This is a genomic window from Paenibacillus sp. sgz302114 (assembly GCF_056120345.1).
On sequence record NZ_JBVYOI010000003.1, the window covers coordinates 488,008 to 512,181 of the forward strand.

Genomic DNA, 24,174 nt, shown 5'->3' on the forward strand with positions numbered 1-24,174 from the left:
CATAATAAACGATAATCTGACAATTTTCAGCAAAATAATGCCAGATGATACCACGTTGTGAGTTATTTAGAATGCAAAAAGCCGACACAAGGTCGGCTCTGTACATCGGCGGAGGGCATATTGCCGAGAAATTAGTAGCTTAATAATAGGGCAGTAGCGATAATCCGAGCAGCGTCGCGAGCGGAAATACTTGCCGAACGAACCGTCTGCGCGGGAAGAACGGGTATGGATAAATGGGGAAAAACGGCGGTTGCGGGAAAAACGCGCGTTGGTGTTGGTCCACATTGCCCCCGCATGGCACGGCGAGACATACGTATTCATCGTCGATATGTTCAACAATGCCGTCGCAGCACCAGCCATCATGCGTGTGCACAAGGACGTAGCGGTGCATGTGCTCGTGGCATTTTTGCTTCATTTCATGATGAGTGTGATGCTTTTCGTGCTTCTCCATGACCATCGGTTTATTCTCATGCTTCGTTTCGCCTTTCGAAGCATTTCCGCCTTTGGAAGCGTTTGATCCTTTTGATGCATTCGATCCTTTTGATGCATTCGATCCTTTCGATGCGTTCGCGCCTTTGGATAGATTCCAGCCTTTCGGCATGTTCCAGCCTTTGGAAACATTCGACTTTTTGGAAGGCATCGGCTGATTAGGCGCCTTCCCGACTGGGGAAGTCGTAACCTTCTTCTCCATGCTGTTCATGACCTCCTTCATTCTGTTACCATGATATTCGCCCGTAGGCAAATGGCGCCTGTTCAATCGCAAAATGGGCGTTTATCTATCACAGATCAGGAAGTTACATATGGATCGGCCTAGTTAAGCACAAGCTCACGATTTAACTGCTCAACCAAATCCAGCAGCTCCAGAGGCTCACGAATGGTATAAGCCGGTTGCTCCGTCTCATCTGCTGGCGTATGCGGATAGCGTGTCGTCCAGCTTTGAAACACACTCGTTATTCCGAGCGCATTAGCACCTTTAACGTCACGGCTTAAATTGTTGCCCACCATAATAATGCGGGAACAATCGGACTCACTAAGGTCCAGCGCTCCTATTGCCGCTTTGAACATGCGGGGACTCGGCTTGCTGGCTTTGATCGTTTCGGAATAAATCATCGTCGTAAAGTACTCATACAGGTCGTTTTGTTTAAATACGTTCTTAAACGACTGCGCGTCACCATCAGCGACCAGAGCAAGCGTATACCCTCTCTCAAAGAGCGTCCTTACCATTACGTCTGCTCCCGGGATCACATTTGCACTAACGACAATCCCCTCTTCATCTCTAATTTCGGTCGATTCATCGATAATGGTGTCTCCGCTGTCCAGAAAAATGATCAGTTTCTTGTTATCCATCGTTGATCTTCCCCGCTTTCCTTATTCTAGGATAATGAATATTGATTTATATCAGTTCAATGCCTGGAAGCGAATTCCTGCCTTCTATGAAGGAACAAAATTCGACATAAGATGAAGCGGATTCAAACTGTTTCGCACAGCGAATCTATGCCGATTTGATCAGACTATCAGCCATTAATGAGATGGATTGGCATTTTGGTCATGCGTATAATTGGGATAGATATGAGGAGGAGAGTACGACAATGAGAGTGGCCATTATCGGCGGCGGACTGGCGGGATTAACCGCAGCTGCTTACCTTTCAGGGCAGTCTGGCATCCAGGGTGTTCTATTCGAGCGGAGTCCGCAGCTTGGCGGACGAGCATTTACGTATGAGAAGGCCGGCTTCACGCTCAATTACGGCGCACATGCCATCTACGGTCTGGACAGGCACACGCTAACTGACATGGAACGCGAGCTGGAGCTGCAATTCAGCAGCAAGCAAGTCGATAAGCGCAAGGTCATGTACGAGAAAGGCGAGCATCTGACACCGGCACCGATGGACTTCGTAAACCTCGTGAAGACCGACATTCTGACGACGATGCAGAAGGTCCGTTTTGTCGGAGAAATTACAGCTATCATTGCAAACATTCATCAAATTAAACATTACGATACACTTGGCGACTATTTGGCCGAGTCCGGCGCAGCCGAGGATGTAAAGGAGCTGTGGGAGCATCTCGTATGCAGCAACTTCTTCATTACGCCTGAGGATGCTCGGCGAGTTCCAGGCGCAGTCATCAGCGACTATTATCATAACTTGTTCCTCTCGCATCGTCCGGTCAACTATGTGCTGGGCAGCTGGGCCGTCATTACGAATCAGCTGAGAGACAAAATTGAGAAGTCTGGCAGATGGTCCATCGCCTTGCAAGAAGGCGTTGATGGCATCCGCTATGAGCAAGGCAAGTACTTGCTCAAGACGAAGGCGCGCGAGGAACAATTCGATCGAGTCGTGTTCGCGATGCCGGTTCAGCAAGTGACGAAGCTGCTTCGCGGGACGCCATGGGAGCCTTTCCTGGCACCTTATGAATTCAACACGGCAACAGAGGTTATGGTTTACGATATCGGACTTAACCACGTCGTTGCACGGCCGTTCAGCTACATAAGTGATATGAACCATAAGCTGTTCATCTCCGATGTATCCGCGACCGACCATACGCTCGTTCCGGAAGGCGGCCAGCTGCTGCAGGGGATCGCCTACCTTAGCGACGAGAGCAGCGGCGGCGATACCGACCGCAAAGCCTACCTGGATGAGAAAACGCAGCAGATGGAATCGCTGTTCGATCGCCACTATCCAGGTTGGCGCGAAGCGGTAGCAGTAAAGCGCGTGTCTAAGAAAGCGATGGTGCAGAGCGTCAAGAACGTCACCGGCAACCGGCTGCTGCCGATTCGGATTGAGAGTATGCCGTTCTTCTTCTGCGGCGACGGCTGCGAAGGTAAAGGCGAGCTGGCAGAGCGCGCATTCTCAAGCGGACGAAAAGCGGCTTCGCTGTTAATTGCAGATATGAAGAAAACCGTACATTAGTTTAGAGAGGAAAGCCCTTCCCGATAGTCTGGGAAGGGCTTTTGAGTGTAGAGAAACGTATAGGATCCATTGGAAGACTCGATCCGACTAGCTTGGTTGCGTCTTATACACTGAACGCTAATGGTTGCCACGCAGCCTATTTAGAATAAAATTGCACGTGTGAAATTGTAACGGTTATCAGCGGCGTTATTGGGCTAGATGGAAGCGAAATGTTCCGATTTTGGGCCAAATAAGCTCTCAGGCAACCGTTAGATTGCAAGAACAAAGCTTCGCTTGTCAATAAGCACTCTGCGAACCGCTAGAATGATGGTCTATAGAATCGAGAGGGTTGTCGCGCCTAAATTAGTCGCATAACCGCTGTTCAGCAGGCGAAAACCAGAGAAACAGATGAACTAAATCCGCAAAACAGGTGAAATAAAAAAGAGGTTGTTCCCTCCGTCAGTCCTTCGACTACGATTGAGGGAACAGCCTCTTATTTGCTTAGGTTCAAAACAGGGGAATCATGCATCGTTTGCTTCAGCTTCTCGGCCATTGCGACCCACTCTTTATCAACGAGAATGGTCAATGCATTCGTCTCGGACCATGTATCATGGTCGAACGGCTGCATCGTCTCAGCGCAGACTTGATACGTCTTGATTAGAAACTGCAAAAACTCTGATTCATTCGCCTTTAACGGACCTTCATGATTGCCAATGTTCGCAAGTCTCGTTTGCGCTTGTTTCATGAAAGCAACAGCATCCCGCTTATCTGCTTGAAACGGTTGACCATTCGTAACTTCCGCTTCCTTGATAAACTGAATCACTTGCGGAGCAGTTTGAAAAGCAGCAAGCAGCTTACTCTTGTCCGCAAGACGCGATGAAACGTCTTGCTTGTCCAGCATGTGCTGCGCCGTATCGACAACTAGCTTGAAGTGCTCCTTTGCTTCATTGCCAGACTGAATAACTATATTTCCACGTGCCACTCGCGTGTCATGATCATTCTGAATCTTCTTCGTATACAAAACGACGTTGCCCATTAAGCTCATCGTCAGTAAAAGCAGAATGGCAGGCGTAAATATGGGACGTTTCTTTTTAGTCTCTTCCAAGTCAAATTCCTCCAAGCTAACCAACTTTATTTCGATAATCTCCCTACTAAGTTAGCCGTTTCAAGTGTAGTTTGCAAGGCTGCCTGGAGGCAAAACCGTAATGTTAACAGAACCGTCACATCGTCTCGAGCGCAACTGTACTGCCTCGTCCAGCGGGCTCGGATGCCGTTACAATCAACCTTCTTGGCAATCTCGCGCGGAGCTCCGGCACGTGGCTGATGACACCAACTGCCAGCGTCTCGTTATGGAGCCGCTCTAACGCTGTAATGACCGTATCGAGCAGCTCCGGATCAAGTGTACCGAAGCCTTCGTCGAGGAAGAAGAACTGCAGCGGGTATTTGCCTCGCAGCTGAATTTGTCCGGAGAGCGCCAGCGCAAGAGCAAGCGAAGCGAGGAACGTCTCGCCGCCAGACAATGTCGACACAGGTCGGCGAATACCGCCTCCCGCGTCATCGCGGATTACGAAGCCGCCGCCGGAATCAACTTCCAGCGCATAGCGCCGCTTCGTCAAGAAGCCAAGCCGCTCGGAGGCGGCTCTGCACACCTGCACAAGCTGCTCCTCAGCCACGTATTCAACAAAAGCATTGCCGCGAAATACGGTTTGAAGCGACTTTAGCCGTCCGGTAAGCTGATCCATCTGGCTCCGCTTCGCTTCGAGCGCATTCCACCGCTCTTGCTTCTGCTTCAGCTCTTCTTGGTCTCGTTCAGCTTTCGCCGACACCCCAAGCTGCAGCTCGTTCTCTTCGCGGCAGCGAGCAAGCTGCTGAACTGCCGCTTCCCACTCTTCCTCGGTCTGGCTCCGTCCGCCAAGCTGGTCACGCAACAGCTCGATCTGAGCGGCAATTTGGTTGATTGCTTCGTGGAACTCTGCAGCCTGTTCGGAAAGCTTGCTCTGCTCCGCAAGGCGTGGCTGCAAGGCCGCAACCTCCTCACCGCTCTCAAACGGCGAACGTGCAAGCTGCGCCTCCCACTCCGCACTCGTTTCCTCGTGGCGGCTAGCGGCAGCCCGCTCTGCTTCCTGCTCTCTGCTCTGGGTCAGCAATGCATCTTGAAGAGCCGCCTGCGCAGCTTCATGACGTTCAGTTTGCTGCTTGAGCGAGCTTCTCAGCTTCGTTAATTCCTGTTCCGCCGCTGCAATTAATTGTGCAGCTGGAACACCAGCTGTCATCTGACGCAGCTGTCCTTGCTTCTCTTGAAGCTGAAGCTGCTGGCCAGCAAGTTTCTCGGCAAGCGTAGCGGCTTCCAGCTCTGCAGCTTGCGCCTGCTTCGTGCTTTCTTGCATGGTGTGCGTCTTCTCTTCGATGTAGCTTACGCTCTTCTCCAATCTCATCCGCAGCTCTTCCGAGCTGTTCTCACGGCTTGCGAGCTGTTCAAGCAGCTCCTCGGCTTGCTCAGGCGCAAGCGTCTCGCCGAATAGCTGCTGCCACTTCGCCAGCCCTTCTGCCAGCTGCATATCGGCTTGCTCCCGCTGCTCCGAAGCGCGGTTCGACAGCGCAAATTGAGTGCGAAGCTCGCTTGCGGCTTGCTCATGCTTACGCGTCGTTTCGGTAAGCCGATTGCGGCTGCTCGTAAATCCTCGCTCTGCCGATTGCAGCCAAGCTTCCTGCACAGCGATCTGCTCTGACAGAGCGGCAAGCGCCTGCTGCGTGGCAAGCAGCGCCTCGCTTGAGGAGAGAGCTGCGGCTTGTAATGGCGAAACAATGGACTCGGAGTTAATAGAGATGGAATCTACAGATATGAGATCAACAGAATCGGAATTAACAGTGACGGAATCAACAGCCACGGAACCAATGGAACCAGAATCGACAGAACCGGGATCAACAGATACAGTTAATGAGGTCTCCTCTTCCGTACTGTGGAATGCATCCCCAAAGAGGTCGACCTGCTCCACTGCTTCCGAGTAGAAATCAGCCGAGGCATGTGAATTTGAAACAACAGAGCTAGGTGCAACAGGATCGGCAAGCGCGGCCGCTGCTTCGCTTATCGGCGCAAACCGTGTCCAGCCAATTTGCGACCCCGCCGCTTCATCCATGTGGATTGCTTCCATGAGACGCTCTCGCGCCGAATCTGCTTTCGTTTGCAGCGGCGTCAGTCGCAGCTGCGCCATCTGAACGTGTCGCTGCGCTTGTTCCCATGCTGATACATGGCTCGCTCCTGCATCCGCTTCTCCTTGCAGCACTCGATCATGCGCGCCGTGATGCGTGCATGATCCGCACACTGGGCACGGCTCGCCATAGACAAGTCCTGCCGCCAGCTGGGCAGCTAGCGCCTGCCGTTCCTGTTCGCGCTGCTCAGCGCGCGTTCTTTCGATCCACTGCGGCAGCATGCTGCCCATTGCAGTCAAATGACTGCCGATCTCAGATAGTTCGGCACATACGGGCACCAGCTGCTCCAGCTGTCCGCGTACATCAGCCTCCGCTTGCACCATCTCCATTCGTGCTTTCCCGTGAAGTTCCATCGAGCGCTCCAGCTGCAGCGCGGCAGCGTCGCTCTCACGCAACGCTGCCGCCTTGGCGGCGAGCAAATGCTGGTGCTGCTGCAGCTGCTTGCCGAGCTTCTCACGCTTCTCGCGATCGGCGGCGGTCAGCTCCGTCGCCTTCAGCTCCTGGCGCAGCTCCGCCTGCTTCGCCGTGGCGCGGCTGAGCTGCTCCTGCGCTTTGGCCGCTTCCGCGCCAAAGCTGTCGCGCCGCTGGGCCGCTGTGCGAGCGCGCAGCTCGCCTTCGGCCGCGCTCTTCGCAAGCGCAGCGGCTTCGCCCTCCAGCCGCTGCGCTTCCGCAAGCTGGCCGAGCCGCAGCGCTAGGCGCGGCTCGCCAGCCGCGGCCTCGGCAGCGGCCGCCGTCCACGCGGCGGCTGCGGCCGTGGCCGCTTCCTGCCGGGCAGCATGCGCAAGCCCGGCTGCTTCGCGGCGCGCCGCGGCAGCGCGCAGCGCCGCGGCGGCCGTGCCTGCGGCAGCGAGCGCGGGCGCGAGCCGCTCCGCCGCCGCGAGGCGCGCAAGCTCGCGCTCGAGCGCCGCAATGCGCGGCGCCTCGGCGAGCAGCTCCGCTTGCCGCGCCTCCTTGCTGCGCAGCGCGGTTAATCGCTCGCGCACATGCAGCTGCTCCGCATGCAGCCGCTCCGCATCCGCGAGCGCCGCACGCGCTGCTGCAGCCACAGCTGCCGCTTCGCGGTAACGCGCCTCCGCGGCTGCCACCGCTTCGGCAGAGGCGTCGCCGAGGCCATGCTGCTCGGCCGCCGCCTCATTCAGCGCGGCTTCAGCCGCTTTCATGCGCTGGCTTAGCTTCAGCGCCAGACCGTCGCCGAATCGCTCCAGCCGGAACAGCCGCTGGAGCATCGAACGGCGATCCTTGCCTGTCAGCGACAGAAACTCCGCGAACTTCCCTTGCGGAAGAACGACAGCGCGCGTGAAGTCCTGCATATTAAGCCCGATATGCAGCTCGACGCAGCGCGTCACATCCGCAAGCTTGTCCGCGATGACGATGTCGCCCGCACCGGTCAATTCCACGAACCGGCTGATCGTGTTGCTCACGGTCACATCGCCGCTTCGTTTGAACTGCCGCTCGACGCGGTACCGTTTCTTCTCTCCAGCGCCAGCCAGCTCGAATGTGAATGCAACGGAGAGCGTCTTCTCCGCCTGATTCATAATGCCCTGCGTGCCGTTCGCCGCACGCTCTACTTTGCCATAGAGCGCAAGCGTTACCGCATCCAGAATAGTGGACTTACCGCTGCCGGTCGATCCGAAGATCCCGAACACGCCAGCTTCAGTCAGTCGCTCGAAGTCGATCTCCTGCATCTCCCGATAGCTCTGCAAGCCGCTTAATCGCAGCAATATTGGCTTCATGCGCGCTCCCCTCCAGCCAGCTGCTCGAGCACTTCTTCCGAAGAAACAGTCAGCGTATCTTCCTCATCCTCTGCAATCAGATCGAGAAACAATTGCACCGTCTCTGCATCCGGCTCGCCTCCGCCCGTTTGACGGGAGAAAAATCGGCGGAACAGCTCTTCAGCAGGCAGCTGCTCGCGAGCGCGATGATCCGCTTCGAGCGCCTCCGCCTGCTCTGGATAGACCGGACGAATATGAACGAGTCCCTCATGAAGCTTGCGCAGCTGCTGTACATGCTGCAAGGTCATTGCTTCAGTCATCCATACATCGAGATCAATCCAAGCACGTGAATCACGACCTTCTTCAATCCAGCTGTATACCTCGCTAATTCCGCCTTTTGCCGTCCATCGAACAAGCGGTCTGCCAGAGCTCAGCAAAAGCTCCTGCGGCACGATAACCTTGCCTGGCTCCGCATCAAACACCGTTACCGACTTCGCTTGACCCGCTTCCGAGAAGCTATACGCAAGCGGTGATCCACTGTAGCGCATCGTCTCATCTCCAGCTACCCGCTGTGGCCGGTGCAAGTGTCCTAGCGCCACGTATTGAGCGCCAATCTGCAGCGCAGACGGATCAACCGTGTATGCGCCGCCGATCTGAATCGGACGTTCGGAATCTGTCTCCAGACCGCCAAGCACATAAATATGGCTCATCGCCAAGTTTACCGTATCCGGCCGGAACGCAGAGCCAAGCTGCGTCATCAGCCGTCCTACCCGCTCCGAATAAGCGGATCGGAGCACGCCTTCATCCGTTGCCTCGCTTAACAATTCGCGAAGCCGCGATTCCGATGGATAGGGCAGCGCCGCAATGATGGCCTGCTCGCCGGTTCTCGCAACGTCGATGACCATGGGCTCCGCAGTCGGCATGCCGACAAGCTGAATGCCACTCCTTGCTGCAAGTGGAGCCGATGCCGTCACCCGCTCTGGATGATCGTGATTGCCCGCTATGACTGCAATCGTTCTTTTGCCTCCATCCGCCAACCGGGCTACCGCCTCGTAAAACAGCTGCTCCGCTGCTGCCGGCGGATTGACAGAATCATAGACATCCCCAGCAAGCATAACGAGATCAATCCGTTCATCGTGAACGAGCTGAACCAGCTCATCGACAAAAGCCTCCTGCTCCTCTAATCGGCTGCGGCCTTCAAGCGAACGCCCAAAGTGCCAGTCTGCCGTATGCAGTATCCGCATCGCCAGTTTCCCTTCCCCTCGTTAAAACAATTTTACCGCTCGTCCCCCATCGAAGAAGAACACATAACATTCATCTATTTTCCGGCCAATGACAGACTCTATCGCTTCCGCATACAGCGTCAGCTGGAACCGATGGCGCTCTGCCGCCTGCTCCCATTGCTTCATCTGAATCCGGTCTGTTTTATAATCTAGCAGCACCAAGCCCTGCTCGTCTTCGAACAAGCAGTCGATTACCCCTTGGATCAGAATCGGCTCTTCATCGAGCGATTCGTCCCATCCCGGATACACCCGCGCTGCCGGGAATGTGCAGCTGAACGGCGTCTCGCGCCGCACCCACTGCGCTTCAAGCAGCCTTTTGCCAACACCGCTCTGGAAAAATGCCGCCGAACCCGCGATATCCACCGCTTCCGCTTGCTGCTTCGACAGCATCGACAGCTCCCGCAATCGGTTAACGGTCTCACGCACTGTTTCTTCAGTCACTTCTGCTGTGATCGGTATATGCTGCATGACCAAGTGGCTCACGGTTCCCCGCTCCGCTGCAGTCATCGAAGCCTCTTCCATAAATTTCGGACGGCGCAGACGGAACGTATACTCGCCACCGCCTGACTTCGTCGCCGAAGCTTCAAACTTCCTTGTGGCCTCAGTCTGCGACAACTCCTCATGCACAAGGCTAACCGCTTCATCATCGAAGAAGAGCTCCACCTGGCCTTCATCCTCAGCGATCGCAAACAGATCAAGCTGAACCACTTCGCCAGGCAGTACTTCCTGCTCTACCGGCTCTACCGGCTCTTCCATCACATCCGCAACGACCTCAACATTCGCCGCTTCGGCAGCCTCCGCAATCTCCGGCAATAACAGCACTTCATCATCACCGCCGAATTCGGCATGCAGCCTTTTCATCTCGGTTACCGAGCTTTTTGCTGCCGTCGTCGTTGCTGCCGCATAAGGGTACCGCCAGCTAAGCCGTCTATCAATCTCGCTTGCAGCTTCACTTGACATCGGCAGTGGGACAAGAGATTGAACAGCCTGCATCCGCTCCGCAAAAGCCTCCATCGCTTCGGTATCTTCAGCAGCACCAGCAGCAGCTTCAAACCCTAGCACGGATGCCGGCACGACCGCTGTCTTCCAATCTTTGAACGCACGCAGACGGCCAAGCTCATCCTCGATCTCCGGCTGCTGCGAGATCTCTGCCGCTACCGCTTCAACGCTCTCTTGCGTCTCGAGCGCCAGCTCCGCACCCTCTTGCTGCACAACAATCGGAATTCCTGCTTCCATCGCGAGCGGACCGAGCCAATCAATAAACTTGGATGCTCCGGCAATGCGGAAGTCCGGCAGCTGACCTTCACGATCAAGCGCAGACGCCCAACGCTGCTGCTGCTTCTCGGCATCGGCAACGGTGCCGACGAGGAACATCTTTTCCTTCGGTCTCGTCAGCGCTACGTACAGAATCCGCATTTCCTCCGCCAGCGTCTCCATGCCAAGCCGTTGGCGAATGGCAAGATACGGCAGCGTCGGATAGCTCACGCGCAGATCCGTATCGACATATCGCGGGCCGAAGCCGAGCTGCTTGTGCATTAAGAACTGGCTCGTCAGATCACGCTTGTTAAACTGCTTGCCAAGCCCTGCTGCGAACACGACCGGGAACTCAAGCCCCTTGCTCTTGTGAATGGACATGATGCGAACGACATCCTCTTGTTCGCCCAGCGCTCTTGCCGTGCCGAGGTCCCCGCCGCTTTCCCGCATCCGGTCGATAAACCGGAGGAAGCGGAACAAGCCGCGCAGCGTCGTCGCTTCATATTGGCGCGTACGGTCATGCAGCGCACGCAAATTTGCTTGCCGCTGCAAGCCGCCCGTCATTCCGCCGACGAGATCGTAATAGCCGGTTTCGCGGTAAATGCGCCATAGCAGATCGGCGAGCGCGCCTTGACGCGCCTCCTCTCGCCATGTTTCCAGCGCCGCGAGGAAGTTGACAAGCTTGCGCTGCGTCGATTCTGGGATCGTGGGATCATCAGCCGCGAGACGAACGGCCTCGTAATAAGCGACTCGTCCGCCGGCAATGCGGATTAGCGCCAGCTCCTCGCCCGTTAATCCGACAAGCGGCGAACGAAGCGTCCCTGCAAGCGGAATATCTTGAAAAGGATTGTCGATGACACGCAGCAGCGATAGCATCGTCTCTACTTCAGTCGCTTCAAAGTAGCCGCTGCTCAGCTCCGCATAGGCCGGAATTCCATGCTGCTGCAGCTCCTCGATAATAGTAGGCGCCCATTGCTTGTCTGCTCGCAGCAGGATAACGATGTCGCGCCATGCGAGCGGACGCTTCCGCCCTTTTTTGCCATCATAAACTTGAAAAGGCTCTTCGTACGCTGCGTCTTCACCTGCCTGCATGCCTTTCAATCTAAGAATTTGGCTAGCAATCCACCGCGCCTCAAGCTCTACCGTCTGCAAATCTTCAGCCGGCTCTGCATCAGAGCTGACTTCGCTTTCACTGTTCTCTTCCGCATCGACATCCGTTTCGCCGGAGCTTTTGCCACCTTTATCGAGAACCGCAAACTCTACTGCATAGCGCTCCGGTGCTCCGCCATCGCTCGCAGATGGATAGGACGCGCCGCACACGAGCTCTGCTCGCTGGTCATAGTCCATCTCCGCTGCCTTCTCGCGCATGATCGCCCGGAACACATTGTTAACACCGTCGACCACCTCTTGACGACTGCGGAAGTTACGCGCCAGATCGATCCGAACGCCGTATTCTTGCTCTTCGTCAATCCCACTAACGCTGTCGGCTGCATCTGTATCTGCATCTGCATCCGCGCCTTGCATATCGTCAGAAGTCAGATAAGTTTTATATTTACGCAGGAACAAGCCTGGCTCCGCCAGTCGGAACCGGTAGATGCTCTGCTTCACGTCGCCAACCATGAAGCGGTTGCCTTTGCCCGGCCTCGCGATTAAGGAAACTATCGCTTCCTGCACCATGTTCGTATCTTGATATTCATCAAGCAGCACCTCTTGGAACTGCTGCTGGTATTCGAGCGCCGCAGCCGATGGGACCATCCGTGCCGGCGTAGATGAGCTGTCTCGCAAAATCCGCAAGCAATAGTGCTCCATATCGCCAAAATCGATAAGCCCTTTCTCGAGCTTGGCAGCTTCGAACCGGCTGCCGAATTCGTCTGCTAGCCCGGAGAGCGTCTCCATGAGCGGCGCCATCTCGAGCAGCTCCGCCGCAAACTGCTCCGGCGTGCGGGTGAACAGCTCATCGGTCATATCCGCGATGAGCTTCTTTACGGAATCGCGCAGCTCCTTCGCCTGCTCCTGCAGCCCTTTGTCGCATGCATCCCCGCGCTGGCTCTTCAGCTTGCCGAAGCTCGCTGTCGTAAACGCTTCGTGCCATGTCTCCCACGGCTCATGGCTCACCTTGCGCTGCAATGCATGAATGACATTCAGATCATCCTGGAAGGTTTCGGCATACGCGTCAGGTCCTGCCGGCAGCCGCGTAATGTCCATCGCCTGTTCGAGCAAGCTCTGCGCGCCTTGCAGCGACATATTGACAGCAGCCGCAATGCTCTGCACCCACTCGGTACGCCCAAGCTCCTCGGCATCCTTTACACGGAATTCTGCAGCCGTGTCTTGAAGCCATGCCTTCGGCCAAGGATGGCTTTGCGAGAAATTGTAGAGCTTCATGACGAGTGCATATAGCGGCTCATCGCCGCGCTCTCCGCCGAACCGTTCGACTAGCTCATAGAAGGCTTGTCCTTCTTCATTCTCTATTGCTTCGTAGCGCTCTTCGAACAACGCATCGAGCACGTCCATCCGCAGCAATTCCGCTTCCGTCTCATTCGCAATGCGAAAGCCCGGATCAAGCCCGATCAACGAATAATAGCGCCGGATGACATCAAGACAGAAGGAATGAAGCGTCGTAATAGACGCTCGACCCATAAGGGCAAGCTGCCTACGAAGATGATCGGAGCCCGGATTCTTGTCTAGCTCCTTCTCAAGCGCGATTCGGATCCGCTCTTTCATTTCCGCGGCAGCCGCTTTGGTGAAGGTCGCTACGAGCAGTCTGTCGACATCCGTGTCCGCAGAGATTTTGCGGATGATCCGCTCGACGAGAACAGCCGTTTTGCCGGAGCCTGCAGCAGCAGCAACAAGAATGTTGCTCCCGCTCGTCACAATGGCGCGCCATTGATCGTCTGTCCATGTGCTTCCAATCGGCTTTGGCGGTATCGAAGCTATCGTCGCTGTCGTCGTCATTGTCCATGCTCCTCCTTCTCATTCACATTCGGCTGTTTACCAGCAGCACTCTCCTCGTCGTCTCCTGACGCGAGCAGCTCCCACACTTCGTCTTTGCCCGGCTTGTTCAGCTTCGTATAGCAGTTGCCTTCGATCAACGGATCGAAATGGCATACCGGCTTATAGGCACAGAATTGGCACGGCGTCTTCCCGCCAAGGCGGTAAGGTGCGATAGATACGTCGCCGCCCGCGATTCGCTCGCCAATTCGGCGCAGCGTTCCCCGCACTGACTTGCGAAGCGTTCCCCATTGCTCGTCCGAGACAACAGAAGAACTGCTATAGAAACCTCCGTCGCGCTTGAGCGCGAGTGGAAGCAGCTCGGAATAGCCGGTAGCTAATGTGTTATCCATCATTCGGACCGTTTCTTCATCTGCAAGCACAAGCCCTTTCAGCTTGAACCGCTTCAATATTTCCGTTTGCGCCTTCTCCGGCAGCATGCCATTCGAGGATGACAGCATTGGGTTGTGTACATGGAAGTACAACGCGCCAGCTGCCTTCGCTGGTTGACCTAACCACTCCGGTGCATGCGTCAGCAAGACGTCCAGATACGTCAGCATTTGGAGCGCCATCCCATAGGCAACCTCCTCAAGCCGCAGCTGCTTGGCGCTGGACTTGTAATCGATGACACGCAGCAAAAGGCCGTCCGTCGTCTGCGCAGCATCGACACGGTCAATTCGGCCGACCATCTCAAGCGTTCTCCCGCCAGACAGAGGAATCGTAACCGGCGGCAGTGGACCGTCCGGACCAAAGCCGATTTCGAGACCGACCGGCTTGAACTGCGCGCGCCGCGCATGCTCGCTAAGAATAATCGCCGCTTGGCTAATAATGTCACGCAGCTTGCGAGCCACATATTGATGGCGGCTGCTGCTGTACAGAATTTGCGATTGCAGGCGCTGGGCCAGCTCGCCAACGACTTCAGCGGACAGTTGACGCAGCTGATCCGGGGTGTATGCGCCGAACTGGTCGCCAAGCGACTCTGTAAGCCGGCTAAGAGCAGCATGGAAGAGCTGACCAATGTCTGGAGCAGCGAGCTTATATAGTGCTCTCTCTCGAAGCCGCAAGCCGTGTATGGCAAAATGCTGAAACGGACAAGATACGAAGCGTTCCATCCGCGACACGCTGCCGCGCAGCAATCGTCCATAGAGTAAATCAGCTGTCTCACCCGACAGCGTCACTTCTTCATTGCTGTATTGAAGCGATGCTGCCAGTCGTTGCAGCTTGTCCTGCCATTGCGGGCGGACAGCGAACCAGTTGTACGCCTCCCACCAGATCGGAGCAATCTCGCCGCCATGCTTCCAGATGCGCAGCTGTGTAATCAGATAGGACAATGTCCGCTCCGAATGCGCCATGAAGGCTTGCTGCTCAGGCTCCGGCATGCTCGGAATCGGCTCTCCTGCAATGCCTGCTTCCTGCAAGCCTGGGAGCAAATTTTTCAAATGCCGAATGACCTCGGACGGATGCAGGCTCTTCCCTTCCTCATCCGCCAGCGGCCAGCTAATCCACAGATGCTTACTCGGCGTCGTCAGTGCTCCGTAGATCATAAAACGTTCATCGAGCAGCTTCCGGCGTACGCCTGGCGCCATCACAAGCCCGCCGTATTCAAGCGTCTCGCGCTCCGCTTCCGTCAGTACACCGTCTTCCTGCATGCGCTGCGGCATGACGCCGTCATTCGCGCCAAGCAGATAGCACACCGACACTTGTCCTGAACGTGTCCGATCCATGCTGCCGATCAGCACTTGGTCCAGCGAGGGCGGTACCGAGGCAAGCTTCAAGCTCTCAAGACCTGTCTCCACCATGCCAGCAAACAGTTCAACAGGCATCGCTTCCGTACCGGTCATTTCTGTCAGCTGGTCAAGCATCTCCATCACGCCGTCCCACAGCTGGCGATGTTCTCTCGCCTTCAGCGGATTGCCGCTGGCAATTGCCTTGCGGCTCCAACGCTCTAACCGATCCGGCGCTTCGATGGCAATGAATAGGCGGTACAGCGCCTCGCACATCCCCCTTACACTGCTTGCCTTCTTCAGCTCGCGCGTAAACTTTCGAATAACAGGTATGACTGCTTCTCTAGCGGCCATAATAACTTCGAACTCTCGCAGCTCTTTCTCGCCTGCGCCTATCGGATCGCCTTCGAGTGTATCCCGCGTCATCGGCTTCCACTGGCTAAGCGTCGTCCAGCGGTTGCCGTTCATCCCTGTCGCCAGCGCGTAATTCTCAAGCAAGTCGAAGCTCTCACGAGTTAAGCTTCCGTCCTCTGGTATGAGCAGCTCTGTCTTAATGCAGCGGAATACGGCCTCGAACCTCCAGCCATGTACCGAAATTTCCAATGCCGAACGAATGAATTCGACAAAAGGATGGTGCAGCGCTGCATTCTTCTGATCGAGAAAATACGGTATTTCATAATCAGCAAACACCGCTTTAATATAGTCGTTGTAATCCGGCGCATTGCGCACCATAACCGCCAAGTCACGGTATCTTGCGCCTTCATCGCGCACTCTGCGCACGATATCTCGCGCTACCGCTTCTACTTCAGCTCGGCGTCCTGCCGCAGCATGAAGCGAGACGCCGCCATGTCGCAGCTCGTCTTCGGTGAGCGTAAGTCTTCCCCGTCCGCCATAGTTCCGTTCCACATGCGCCAGCATGGGGTTCTCCCGGAAGCGGTATGGCGTTCCTTCCAAGAACAGCGGCTCCTCAATCGTCACGCCGTTTGTAATCGCTATATCTCTCAGCTTCATATACGTCTCTGCAGTCGGATGGAACAAGTCCAGCTCATGCGGCTGCTCGCCTAGCTCGTAGAGCTTATCGAGGCACAGCGTAATCGTCATCGCTTTGCTGTGCTTCATTAGCGATGCGAGGGCGTCAAATTCCTTCGGGGTAAAGCCATGGAACCCGTCCACCCAAACTTCCGTACCTGCCATCGACGGCGCTTGATGAAAACCGCGAATGAGCCAGCTCAAATAATCCTCGGCATCAACATAGAGCCCTTCCAGCTCCTGCTCGAGAGTTTCGGAGATTTGTTTAAGATCGTTCAGCTTGCGCCCGAGCAGCGAATTGCTCTTCTGCGGCAGCCTGTTAATTGCATAGTCCGATAGCTGCGAAGCGTCAATGCCATATCGCTTCAACTCCGTCATCAGCTCGCCCAGCCGTTCGATGAAACCGTGCTGCGTATGTGATCCTTGGAACAGCTGCAGCTGATCCTCGAGACGATGAACGATTTTGTACAGCAGCATGTTCTTCCCGTTCTCGCTGATTGGAATGAGTGCAGTGCCGCCGGTCTCCTGCATGATGCGGAACGACAGACGCCGGAAGCTGAGCGCTTGCGCCCGTATGCTGCCTCTAAGCTCCGAATGATTCAGCAGCTCGTATTCCGTCTGGAATGTCGCCTGCTCCGGCACCAAAATAACGATAGGTGGTCCTTCTGGCTGCGCCAGTACCTGCTGTCTAATCTCGTCTAGACAATGGTGCGTCTTGCCTGAGCCTGAGCGGCCGATTACAAAGCGTAGCGTCATGACCTGCCCACCTCTCTCCCATATTCGATTCTATTATTCTACCATAGGCATTCCACTCATTTCACCCATTGACACAAACATTTGTTCTTATTTGGATAAGGTAAATAGTACAATGGAGGTATTAGCCAGCGTAACAAATGATTATAGCCGTTCTTTCGCTTGCTGGCGGCTCTCTTGGTATGGCTTAATATAGATGTCGGGCCCGACGAATCTTCGCGAAAGGAGATGATCCAATTGATCAACCAACACGAGGTGATTTCCGCCTAACAGCGGAAGTCGTCTTCAGAGGGAGGCTGCGATGCCTCCCTCATCTACCAAAAAAAGGATGACGGCTAGCTCCGTTTTCAATTATACTGATTTCATGAAGCACGATTTCGCCAGTGTGATCGTGTTTTTTCTATTTTAATAAGAGGAGGTGTACGACATGGTAATCTCGACTTTCGGTGATGTTGCAGCAGGCGATATGAACAAGGAGGTTTACCTTGAACTACAAAAATGGAAAAGATGTGCTTCCCCCTAATCTGCTGAAAGAGCTTCAATCTTACATTCAAGGAGAACTGCTCTATATCCCGAAGCCGCACAACGAACGTGCCGCATGGGGCGAGAAGAGCGGATCTCGGATTATGATTAAGCGGCGTAATGATGAGATTTTCCAGCACTATGTGAGTGGAAGCTCCGTGCAGGAGCTTGAGCGGCAATATCATTTGTCCGGCGAGAGCATCCGGAAGATCATTATGAAGACGCGCAGCGCAAGTGCGATAAAGGTACAAACCGAATACGATGCTGCCAAGGCACGTATATGACAATAGAGAAGAGCCCTCCAGATCGAAGCCGTATGGCTTTCGCTGGAAGGCTCTTTTTATGTTTCTGGCAATTGCCTTTGCATTCATCACAATCATCTCTTATGTCGCTTAACGATCATCCAAACGAACATGCCAATAATAATGGCCCCAATCGTAACAATCAGAGTTATCAGCATCGGGTTGCCTGACTGATGGGAAGCTCCGACTTCGAAAGTTTCGTCTCTCAGCAAAACAAAAAAGAAGTGCATCAGCTGTTTCCAGCCTGCACTCCTTCATCATCTTTATTACATGCGGTTCGCATTCTAGCGGCTGCGCACTTCAAATATGCCAAACTTCAAATAATGGCCCTCGTTCACGCCGACGATTTGCGGGTGATCCTTGCCAGCTGCGCGCCATTCGATGAGACGGAGCGTCTTGCCAGCGTCTATCGCTGCAGCTTGGATCGTCTCAAGGAACAAGTCTGGACGCATATGATAGGAGCAGCTCGCGGTTACGAGATATCCGCCTTCATTGACGAGCTTCAGCCCGTGAAGGTTTATATCTTTGTAGCCTCTGACCGCGCCTTCAATTGCGCTTCTCGACTTCGTGAATGCCGGCGGGTCCAGGATGACAACGTCCCATTTCCGACCTGCATCGCTCAATGGCTTCGAGGTATCACCTTTACCTGCCGCGCGATCTTGGCGTTCATCGATTCCCTTTACTTGTTTGCGAAGATACTCGAACGCATCTGCAACGACAAACTCTACCCGATCTTCGAACCCATTGCGAATGACGTTGCTGCGAGCGGTCTCGATTGCATGCTCGGATACGTCCAGGCAAGTCACCTTCTTCGCACCATACTTACACGCATGGAGCGTGAAGCTGCCCGTATGCGCGAAGCATTCCAGCACCGTTGCGCCATCCCAGTATGGGAACGTGACGATTTTACCATTCGCATTGACGGGGACGAGCTTCTCTTCGATTAACGTTGCGATCGTGCCGGTGTCATCCGACTGCGCCGCTTTTGCCTCTGTGGCATCGTCTGTCGGCACCGGAGACAGCTTAATCCCGCTGCGCGAACCCCAACCGAGCATAAGCGGTGCAATTGACGCCCGGTTCTCTCGCTGGTCGAAGAAATAGCCGGTCTTCTGCCCTTCCACGATATCGACTTCCATCTTCAATCCATTCTCGATGATCTCTACGATCCTCGGGCAATCGCCGTAAAGAACGCCTGTCCGTTGCTCCAACCCTTCCAGCTCTCTCACCGACACGTCGCTGCGCTCATAGATCCCTTGCGGCGCGAACACTTGGACAAGTGCCGCAATAATATCATCACGGCGCGCATCCATCCCGAGTGTGAGCAGCTGGACAACGAGTACGCCGCCGAAGCGATCAACAATGAGCCCCGGCAGGAAATCCGCCTCTCCATACACCAGACGGCAATCACTGCCTTGTACGAAACGGCTGCGGTGCTGCGAGCACTGGCTGAATCGTTCAACGAAGAATGCTTTGTCCATCGACTCGATTGGTTTATAGGAGACGACGCGTACCGTAATCTGCGAGCGTGGGTTCCAATAGCCCGTTGCCAGATAGCGTCCTTGATGTGTCACGAGGTCAACCAAATCGCCCGGCGATGCTTCGCCATCCACCCGATTGATCTCGCTTGCGAACACCCAAGGGTGCCCGGCTTCCAATCTTTTTTTGCGATCACGCTGTAAAATCGCTTTTGCCCGTTCCAATTCTATCTCCACCTTTTCCTCTTGCATCTAGCTTGATGATGCTTGTCATGCTCGTCCTGCGCCTAGCATATGTATTTATATTCAACCTTTGAGATGTGGTACGAAAGGAGAATGAGTGCAATGCTCAGTACAATCATCATTCCGATTATAATCGGCTTTATCCTATTCCTGCTCGGCATGCGAGCAATGGAGCTTGCGCTTCAGCGATCCGTGGGCAACCGACTGCAATTTGTGCTGCAAAAGTTTACTTCCACGCCGCTGCGGGGCTTGCTCGTCGGGACAGCAACAACGGCTGTACTGCAGAGCAGCACAGCCGTTACCGTTATCGCAATTGGGCTCGTCAACGCTGGCTTGCTTACTTTCCCGCGTACGCTTGGCCTCATTCTAGGCACCAATATCGGCACTTGCTTGACGACCGAGCTCATCGGGATGAACTTGAACCGGCTTGGCTGGCCGCTGCTTCTGCTAGCGCTCGGGTTATGGCTCACGACCGTCATCTTCGGCGAGCTTGGACTAGGACCTTGGCTTGGCAGAGGCAGGAAGGGGCTTCGCCGCTACTTGCTGCCAGTGCGCAGCCTGAGTGTCGTCCTCGGCGGCTTCGCCTTGCTGCTCATCGGCATTGGGCTTATGCAATCCGTCGCGCCTGCCGTGCAGTCGACGAAGTTCTTCCACGAATTCCTCGCGCGGGCCGAGGTTAGCGTGCTGTGGGGGATGGCGGCGGGAATCGTACTGACCGCCATGGTGCACAGCAGTGCCGCCGTCATCGGCATCGTCATGGGCCTCGCCCAGTCTGGCGCGATGCCGCTTCCGATCGGCATCGCCATCGTACTCGGCGCGAACGTCGGCACCTGCGTGACCGCCGTCATCGCGGCGCTTGGCGGCACGCGCGCCGGGCGGTTCGTGGCGCTGTCGCATGTGCTGCTCAACGTCGGCGGAGCTGCGCTGTTCGCGCCTTTCGCTGCCGAGCTCGGCGCGGCGGCGGCTTGGCTCACACCATCGCCAGCAGGGCAAATCGCCCACGCGCAGACGTTGTTCAACGTGCTCAGCTCACTGCTGGCGCTGCCTCTCTGTTATCTTCCAAGGTTGCGGAAGCTAACTTCAGCTTGAGCTGGTGACAAGAAGATCCCTCAGGAATCTTCTTGTGCTGATTGCGGCGATTTCCCGCCAATGTGTATCCCGGCCGCCGAAGCGCTAACCCGCTTTGTCCACGGATGCAGCTGGTCTACTCGTCCGCCACCTACACACTAATCCCCAGCAACCGCAGCGCACCGGCCACAATGCGGTCATTATTGTTATAACCTGACTGTTTCTGCCGTCTCCATGCCTCGGATGGCTCGAACCATTCCACGCCGCGAATTTCCTCGACCTGTGCCTGCAGCTTGCCGCCGACTGCCTCCACGAGATAATAGTGGACTTCTTTATCCACAAGTCCTTTAGATTCGTGATTGTATTTGTATTTAATCTGGTCAATCGGCGCAATAATGACGCCTTCCATGCCCGTCTCTTCTACAATTTCGCGCAGCGCGGTCTGCTCGACGGTTTCGCCGGCCTCCATCTTGCCCTTCGGCAACGAGATTTTGCCGTAGCGATCCTGAATCAACTGAATCTGCAGCGCACCTTCATGCTTGCGGAACACAACTCCACCTGCTGAAATTTCTTTCATCCCGTTCGTTCCCCTCTACGCATTTTCCTGAAATGGCTCTTATGTAGAGCAAGGATTCTCACGCAGCCCTTTAGCGGACAGCTTAAGAATCCTTGCATCAAGTTTACTGTTTCTCTTTGGAAAATTACGCCTGCATCGCTTGCGGCAAAGCAGTACCAGCAGTCTTCGCATCAAGGACGCGCAGGAGCTGTCCTCTGCACTCGTTAACGCCAGCTTCTGTAATTTTCACGCGGCACAGCTCGCCGATTAGCTCTACTGAGCCCTCGAACACAACTTGAATGTAGTTGTCCGAGTAGCCCATGATAAGTCCGGAACCTTCCGAGCCCTTGTGCTCGCGCTCCGGAATGATATCAAGCACTTCACCGACATATTTCTTCGCATATTCAAGCTGCATCCGCTCGGAGAGATCAATCAGCTTATGAACGCGCTCGTTCTTCACTTCATCATCAATCTGATCTTCCATACGCGCAGCAGGCGTACCTGTACGCTTGGAATACGGGAACACATGCATCTCGGCAAAATTCATCTCTTCCATGAATTTGAAGCCGTTCTCGAACATTTCATCCGTCTCGCCTGGGAAACCGACGATCACGTCTGTTGTAATCGCTACACCAGGCATCGCCTCGTGCAGCAGCTTGATTTTCTCGGCGAACTCTTCGGTTGTGTACTTTCTGCGCATCCGCTTCAGCACGCTGGTGTCGCCTGCTTGCAGCGGAATATGGAGATGACGGCACATTTTGCTTGAACGATTCAATACGTCAATCATATCTTCATCAATCTGACTCGCTTCGATGGAGCTGATTCGAATACGCTCGAGGCCTTCGATCGCATCTAGATCCCAGATCAAGTTCGATAATTTATAGTTCTCCATATCATCACCATAACCGCCGGTATGAATGCCTGTCAGGACGATTTCCTTATAACCCGCATCCACGAGCTGGCGAGCCTGGTTCAAGACGCTTTGCGGATCACGGCTGCGGGACAACCCGCGCGACCATGGAATAATACAGAAGGTGCAGAAGTTGTTGCAGCCTTCTTGAATCTTCAGGAATGCACGCGTACGCTCTGCAAAATCAGGCACATCGAGCTCTTCGAACTCCCGTGTCTTCATAATGTTGCGAACGGCGTTCACCGGTTTACGCTCTTTATGCAGATCCGCGATGTACGTCATCAGCTTGTCACGGTCCTGTGTTCCGATTACGAGGTCAACGCCTTCAATCGCAAGAATTTCGGCAGGCGAAGTCTGGGCATAGCAGCCCGTAACCGCGATAATCGCGTCAGGGTTACGGCGAATCGCACGGCGAATAATTTGTCTGCTCTTCTTATCCCCCGTATTCGTAACCGTACAAGTATTAATCAAATAAACATCAGCTGTCGTCGTTTCGAAGTCAACCTGCTCGTAGCCTTCGTTCTTAAACAGCTGCCAAACCGCTTCTGTATCATAAAAGTTAACTTTGCATCCAAGTGTGTAAAAAGCAACTGATGGCATAGTTGTTAAACGCCTCCCATTTCTCCGGATTCATACATGAGGCAGGCGAGTCCAACCATCGCAGCCGTTTCCGTGCGTAAGATTCGCTTGCCTAGGCCGACGATCACTGCGCCGGCTTCCTCTGCTTCGCCAGCTTCACGTTCCGTGAAGCCGCCTTCGGGTCCAACGATGAGCAATATTTTGCGCTCTTCGCTGCCCCAGCTGTGACGTGCCCGCTGCGCGGATATCGCATCCCGCAAGCCGAGGCCGCCGCCTTCCTTTTCATAACAGAACAAAGCCAAATCATAAGCCTTAATAAGCGCAATCAGCTGTTTCCACGAAGCTACTGCTTCAATGGCCGGAATTCGGCTGCGATGTGCCTGCTCCGCCGCTTCCTTCGCGATTTTGCCCCAACGCTCCAGACGTTTGACTTCCTTCTTGGCATCATATTGAACAATCATCCGCTGAGACTGAAACGGCACGAAGCTGACTGCGCCGATTTCGGTTCCCTTCTGAATGACAATTTCCATTTTATCGCCCTTAGGCAAGCTTTGCGCGACGGTGACGGACCAAAGCGGCTCGCTGCTATCTTGCAGCCACTCCGATACTTCGGCCTCTACATGGCTCGGCGAGAGCGTGCGAATGACCGCTTCAGCGACTCGCGACTGTCCGTCGCTTACAATGATGCTATCTCCTGCTTCCATCCGCATCACGCGTACGACGTGATGGGCATCGTCACCTGTGAGCACGACGCGATTGTCCTGCAGCTGCGCAGGTAGTACAAAATAACGTTGCATGGGTCAAACCTCTCTACTCCAAATTGCAAATCGAGGACGAAACGGATATCCCCTCACGAAAAACTCCAACCTACATGATACACGTTTTGGCGTACCTTTGCTAGGGAGGTCAAACATTTTCCAAGCCGCTAATTACTTAAGGAAATCGTTGTCAAACTGCTGCCAATCCACTTGCTTGAAGAACAAGTCGAAGAAATCGATGATTCCGGAAATGATATTATTCGAGTACATAAACAACGGATCAAGCGTTGCAGCGCGAAGCGGCGGAATGAACACGATAAGGAGGAAAATAAAGATACCCCAATGCGCGTTCTGATCCATTCGAATTCGCAGCGACGTCGGTACAACATCTTGAATGATGCGATAGCCGTCAAGAGGCGGAACCGGAATAAGGTTAAAGATGAAGAGCACGATGTTGAGCGTAATCAGATAGTGTAAGAAATGAACGATCGCGCGGTGAACGCCGATCGAGCCCGCATCCAGCAAACCCGTCTCGTTAAGAACATATACAGCCAGAATGCCGATTGCGGAGAGCAGCAAGTTGCTAAGCGGTCCCACAGCCGAGACGACAATTCCCATCAACCGAGGATGCTTGAAGCGTCCCCGATTGACTGGTACTGGTCTTGCCCAGCCGAAGCCAGCAATTAGAATGAGGATTGTTCCCATCATATCGAGATGCGCGCGCGGATTGAGCGTTACACGCCCGGCATCGTACGCGGTCCGATCTCCGAATAGATAAGCAAAATACGCATGCGCGAATTCATGAGCCGTGAAGGCGATCATAATAACAAGAAAAACAAACGGTAAATCGTTTAATGGGTACCATAACAAATCCGACACCGATTATCTTCCTCCTCAGGATATAAGCAACGGAAACGTCGAAC

15 protein-coding genes are annotated in these 24,174 nt (G+C 54.7%); 3 read left to right on the top strand and 12 right to left on the bottom strand.

Translation table 11 applies throughout. The annotated features are described in order from the left end of the window. Positions 1-139: 139 nt before the first annotated feature. Positions 140-691: a hypothetical protein gene (locus AC0LWF_RS11520; protein ID WP_474651664.1), complete on the bottom strand. Its 552-nt coding sequence runs from the start codon at positions 689-691 to the stop codon at positions 140-142. Positions 692-810: 119 nt separating this feature from the next. Beyond that, on the bottom strand, positions 811-1,347 hold the full coding sequence (locus tag AC0LWF_RS11525) for an HAD family hydrolase (RefSeq protein ID WP_474651665.1): 537 nt from the start codon (positions 1,345-1,347) through the stop codon (positions 811-813). Positions 1,348-1,589: 242 nt separating this feature from the next. Here AC0LWF_RS11525 and AC0LWF_RS11530 point away from each other — a divergent pair, with 242 nt between their 5' ends. Next, positions 1,590-2,906, top strand: a complete 1,317-nt coding sequence (locus AC0LWF_RS11530; protein ID WP_474651666.1) for an FAD-dependent oxidoreductase — start codon at positions 1,590-1,592, stop codon at positions 2,904-2,906. A gap of 472 nt (positions 2,907-3,378) precedes the next feature. Here AC0LWF_RS11530 and AC0LWF_RS11535 read toward each other — a convergent pair whose 3' ends face one another. The 5 genes from AC0LWF_RS11535 to addB form a co-directional block, all read right to left on the bottom strand. Further along, entirely contained in the window at positions 3,379-3,990 is a 612-nt protein-coding gene (locus AC0LWF_RS11535; RefSeq protein WP_474651667.1) for a hypothetical protein, read from the bottom strand. Between the two features lie 115 nt (positions 3,991-4,105). Beyond that, complete coding sequence (locus tag AC0LWF_RS11540) at positions 4,106-7,828, bottom strand: AAA family ATPase (protein ID WP_474651668.1); 3,723 nt, start codon at positions 7,826-7,828, stop codon at positions 4,106-4,108. Beyond that, positions 7,825-9,051, bottom strand: a complete 1,227-nt coding sequence (locus AC0LWF_RS11545) for an exonuclease SbcCD subunit D (RefSeq protein ID WP_474651669.1) — start codon at positions 9,049-9,051, stop codon at positions 7,825-7,827. The genes AC0LWF_RS11540 and AC0LWF_RS11545 overlap by 4 nt, the downstream gene beginning before the upstream one ends. A gap of 21 nt (positions 9,052-9,072) precedes the next feature. Further along, complete coding sequence (locus AC0LWF_RS11550; RefSeq protein WP_474651670.1) at positions 9,073-13,296, bottom strand: UvrD-helicase domain-containing protein; 4,224 nt, start codon at positions 13,294-13,296, stop codon at positions 9,073-9,075. Then, entirely contained in the window at positions 13,293-16,841 is a 3,549-nt protein-coding gene (addB, locus tag AC0LWF_RS11555; protein WP_474651671.1) for a helicase-exonuclease AddAB subunit AddB, read from the bottom strand. The genes AC0LWF_RS11550 and addB overlap by 4 nt, the downstream gene beginning before the upstream one ends. Before the next feature lie 482 nt (positions 16,842-17,323). On the opposite strand from addB, the gene AC0LWF_RS11560 reads away from it, so the two are divergent. Further along, the gene (locus AC0LWF_RS11560) at positions 17,324-17,644 is read left to right on the top strand and encodes a CD3324 family protein (protein ID WP_474651672.1); all 321 of its coding nucleotides are present in this window, start codon (positions 17,324-17,326) and stop codon (positions 17,642-17,644) included. 302 nt (positions 17,645-17,946) lie between these two features. On the opposite strand, the gene AC0LWF_RS11565 is transcribed toward AC0LWF_RS11560, so the two are convergent. Beyond that, positions 17,947-19,389, bottom strand: coding sequence for a class I SAM-dependent rRNA methyltransferase (locus AC0LWF_RS11565; protein ID WP_474651673.1), 1,443 nt, complete (start codon positions 19,387-19,389; stop codon positions 17,947-17,949). Between the two features lie 93 nt (positions 19,390-19,482). On the opposite strand from AC0LWF_RS11565, the gene AC0LWF_RS11570 reads away from it, so the two are divergent. Beyond that, entirely contained in the window at positions 19,483-20,469 is a 987-nt protein-coding gene (locus AC0LWF_RS11570) for a Na/Pi cotransporter family protein (protein WP_474651674.1), read from the top strand. Between the two features lie 130 nt (positions 20,470-20,599). Here the strand turns inward: AC0LWF_RS11570 and AC0LWF_RS11575 are convergent, their stop codons facing one another. The 4 genes from AC0LWF_RS11575 to AC0LWF_RS11590 form a co-directional block, all read right to left on the bottom strand. Continuing rightward, positions 20,600-21,025 (bottom strand): NUDIX hydrolase, encoded by a 426-nt coding sequence (locus tag AC0LWF_RS11575; RefSeq protein WP_126015670.1) that lies wholly within the window; start codon positions 21,023-21,025, stop codon positions 20,600-20,602. Between the two features lie 124 nt (positions 21,026-21,149). Beyond that, positions 21,150-22,514: a tRNA (N(6)-L-threonylcarbamoyladenosine(37)-C(2))-methylthiotransferase MtaB gene (mtaB, locus tag AC0LWF_RS11580; RefSeq protein WP_474651675.1), complete on the bottom strand. Its 1,365-nt coding sequence runs from the start codon at positions 22,512-22,514 to the stop codon at positions 21,150-21,152. Between the two features lie 5 nt (positions 22,515-22,519). Further along, positions 22,520-23,290: an RsmE family RNA methyltransferase gene (locus AC0LWF_RS11585; RefSeq protein ID WP_474651676.1), complete on the bottom strand. Its 771-nt coding sequence runs from the start codon at positions 23,288-23,290 to the stop codon at positions 22,520-22,522. A 132-nt stretch (positions 23,291-23,422) separates the two neighbouring features. Beyond that, positions 23,423-24,130 (bottom strand): site-2 protease family protein, encoded by a 708-nt coding sequence (locus AC0LWF_RS11590; protein WP_474651677.1) that lies wholly within the window; start codon positions 24,128-24,130, stop codon positions 23,423-23,425. Positions 24,131-24,174: the final 44 nt, after the last annotated feature.